3 protein-coding genes and 1 pseudogene are annotated in these 3,007 nt (G+C 46.2%); all 4 read left to right on the top strand.

The window, feature by feature from the left end:
• Positions 1 to 347, top strand: a pseudogene (locus tag ABEW34_RS31855) (hypothetical protein); the annotation flags it as partial.
• A gap of 10 nt (positions 348 to 357) precedes the next feature.
• Positions 358 to 1,056, top strand: a complete 699-nt coding sequence (locus ABEW34_RS31850; RefSeq protein WP_430165878.1) for a 4'-phosphopantetheinyl transferase family protein — start codon at positions 358 to 360, stop codon at positions 1,054 to 1,056.
• 50 nt (positions 1,057 to 1,106) lie between these two features.
• Complete coding sequence (locus tag ABEW34_RS31845; RefSeq protein ID WP_430165875.1) at positions 1,107 to 1,865, top strand: enoyl-ACP reductase FabI; 759 nt, start codon at positions 1,107 to 1,109, stop codon at positions 1,863 to 1,865.
• Between the two features lie 48 nt (positions 1,866 to 1,913).
• The gene (locus ABEW34_RS31840) at positions 1,914 to 2,900 is read left to right on the top strand and encodes a hypothetical protein (RefSeq protein WP_430165873.1); all 987 of its coding nucleotides are present in this window, start codon (positions 1,914 to 1,916) and stop codon (positions 2,898 to 2,900) included.
• Positions 2,901 to 3,007: the final 107 nt, after the last annotated feature.

Genomic DNA, 3,007 nt, shown 5'->3' with positions numbered 1-3,007 from the left:
ATCCGGGTCTAAGAAAGCATATTCCGACGATTATTACGCGAAGTCTGGCTGTCTCAGTGGCAACCCTCAATCAAAACTGGGATAATGAGGAGTATCAGGAGAAGGTAGTGAAGTCGTATCGCAAAATTCAGGAGATCCAGGATCGTCTTGAGGAGACGGGGGAGAAGCCATCTTTGGAACAAATGAGAACAGCGCTCGATTTGCTGAAAATCATTTTGGATACGAAGAAGGTTTCGGTAGAAGAGCAGACACGCTGGTTCCATCAAATTATTGACGAGACTGGCATGTATTATGAATTAAACGACTATCTTGCTCCTTCGCGTCTAGCAGAAAAAATTTCCCGATAGGAGTTTAACCATGATAGAGGTTTATATGCTGCGGCTGGATGAGAGGAAGGCTGCGGCGCTGTACGAAGTTATGTTGAATTGCGTTTCACAAGGCAAGCGGGAAGCGGCCGGGCGATTCCGCCGGCCGATCGATGCCTATCGTTCGGTGACGGGTGAGATTTTGGCACGACTTGCTGCGACCAAGCGATGGAAGCTATCCAATGCTGAGCTTTCTTTTTACAAAAATGATTTTGGCAAGCCGTTGCTAGATAATCCTTCAATTGATTTCCATTTCAATGTGTCACATTCCGGAGACTGGGTAGTTTGCGCCTTTGGCGACTTCCCGGTTGGAATTGACATTGAGCTCATGAAACCACAGGACTTGTCCATTGCAGAGCGGTTCTTCGCTCCGGTTGAATATAATAGGCTGATGAGTCTGGCTGGCAGCCGCCAGCTCACGTATTTTTACCAGCTGTGGACATTGAAGGAAAGCTATATCAAGGCAGTAGGCAAAGGAATGTCGATTCCGCTTGACTCCTTCTCTTTCTTAATCGAGGAGGACGGTGAAGTGGCGGCAAGCCTTGAAGCAGGGGCTTCGGCCGCTTATTTTATGCAAACCTTTGCAGATGAGGATCATGCGCTGGCACTATGTACCTTCCAGCAAACGGAGCCCATCTTTAAGGAGCTGGATTATGAGGAGCTGGAAAGCCTGCTTTCCATGCTCCATTAACAGCTAGCTGCCGAGAGAAATTTCAACCTTGTTCGGAGGAGATAAAACCGATGCTGATGAAAGATCATGTCATAGTCGTATCAGGCGTAGCCAATGAGAAAAGCTTAGCGTGGGGAGTTGCCAAAGCGCTTCATCGGGAAGGGGCCAGGCTTGTTTTCACCTATCGAAAGGATAAGTCCTTGCGCAAAATGACGAAGCTGCTTCAGGAGCATGGCATTGAAGCGGCAGCTGTTGTCCCGTGCGATATACTGGATGATACGAGCATTGTCGAAGCATTCAACGCCATTGCGAAGCAGGTTGGAACGATTCATGGACTCGTACATTCCATCGCCTATGCGGATCAGCTTCAAGGAGAGTATATAGATACGACGAGAGAAGGCTACCTGCTGGCGCAAAACGCCAGCAGCTTTTCATTAGTGGCTATGGCTAAGCAGGCGCGCGGTTTAATGAAAGAGGGTGGCGCGATTGTGACGCAAACCTACATAGGATCTGATCGTGTCGTGAAAAATTATAATGTCATGGGCGTTGCGAAGGCTGCGCTCGAAGCGAGCGTGCGCTACTTGGCTGAAGATTTAGGCAAGCATGGCATTCGGGTAAATGCCGTCTCAGCTGGACCCGTGCTCACATCGGCTGCTTCAGCGATTGCTGATTTTCAAGATAAGCTGACGGCCATGGAGCAGCAGGCGCCGCTGCGGCGCAACATTGATCAGGATGAAGTAGGGGATGCGGCGATTTTTTTACTAAGTCGTCTTTCGCGAGGCATTACTGGTGAGGTTCTCCATGTCGATGCAGGCTGTCATATTTTTTAGGTCAGCAGTCTGAAATGGTTATTACATAGCGGAAGAAGGTGGAAAATCATGTCAAGAAAAGCGCTTTACCTTCAGGTACCGGAAGTTAGCACGTACACCCCATATGGAATCTTGTTTTCCATCATAAGCGAACCGTTATGGCGGTGGGTATTCAATAATTTTATTCAAATCAGATATGCTTATTCATGGGAAATGTTCGCTTTTGACAATCACCATATGCTGCTCAAAAACTGTCCCGGCATTTCCTATAATCAGCTTCCTCAGGAAATAATCGTTGCCAAATGGGGAAAATCATTAAAGGATGTCATTATCGAGTCGATTGATCTAGGCTATTATGTACATATTTTCGTAGACCGGTATTATTTGTCATTGACAGATTCATACAAAAAGGGTCATCATATGCATGAGTTGTTCATTTACGGATATGATTTGGACAAGGATATGGCGCTTGTCGCAGACAACTTTGTTGAGCAGTTTATAACGGCGGAATGTCCCTTTTCGGAGCTTGCGGAGGGGTATTGGTATGTGTCCGATGAATACGATTTCTATACAGAAGTTCGCTTTTTGAAGCGCAACACAGACTTTGAATGCGATATTAATATGGAACAAATTGCTGCTGGCATGCAAAATTATTTATACTCCAAACCTACGTTTGATTTGGTGGTGGAGCAGCAGTGCGAATTCGGATTTCAAGCGCTGCAGCGGCTTCTTACAGATCCACAGAATATGGATACCTCATCATCTGAATATAGAAAATTTGACCTGCGTGCGTATCACCTGCTGTATGAGCACAAACTTTTAATGGAAAAGCGTATTGCCTATTTGATGGATCATGGGTACATGCTATACGACCAGCGACTGCTAGACACTAGCGCGGATTTGAAGCATCGCTACTTGTCCTTGCGAAATTTAGTGATTAAATACAGATTTAAAGAGGATGAGAAGCTGCCCGGCAGCATCTATGCCAAGCTGCAGGACAATCTGGAGCGGGAGCAAGCCTTTATTTTAAGCTGTTTGGAGAAGATGAAGGCGTAGGCTGTACCACGAGCGGATAAAAACTGATTAATGAATAAGGAGACCTATACAGTGAAGTATGAACTACATAAAGCATTTTGGCTTCATGAACCGAAAGAGTATGCCGT

The organism is Paenibacillus algorifonticola (assembly GCF_050481745.1).
In the GTDB taxonomy this organism is placed as follows: Bacteria; Bacillota; Bacilli; order Paenibacillales; family Paenibacillaceae; genus Pristimantibacillus; species Pristimantibacillus algorifonticola_A.
The sequence above is the reverse complement of the archived record's forward strand: the minus strand, read 5'-3'. Positions and strand labels throughout refer to the sequence as shown.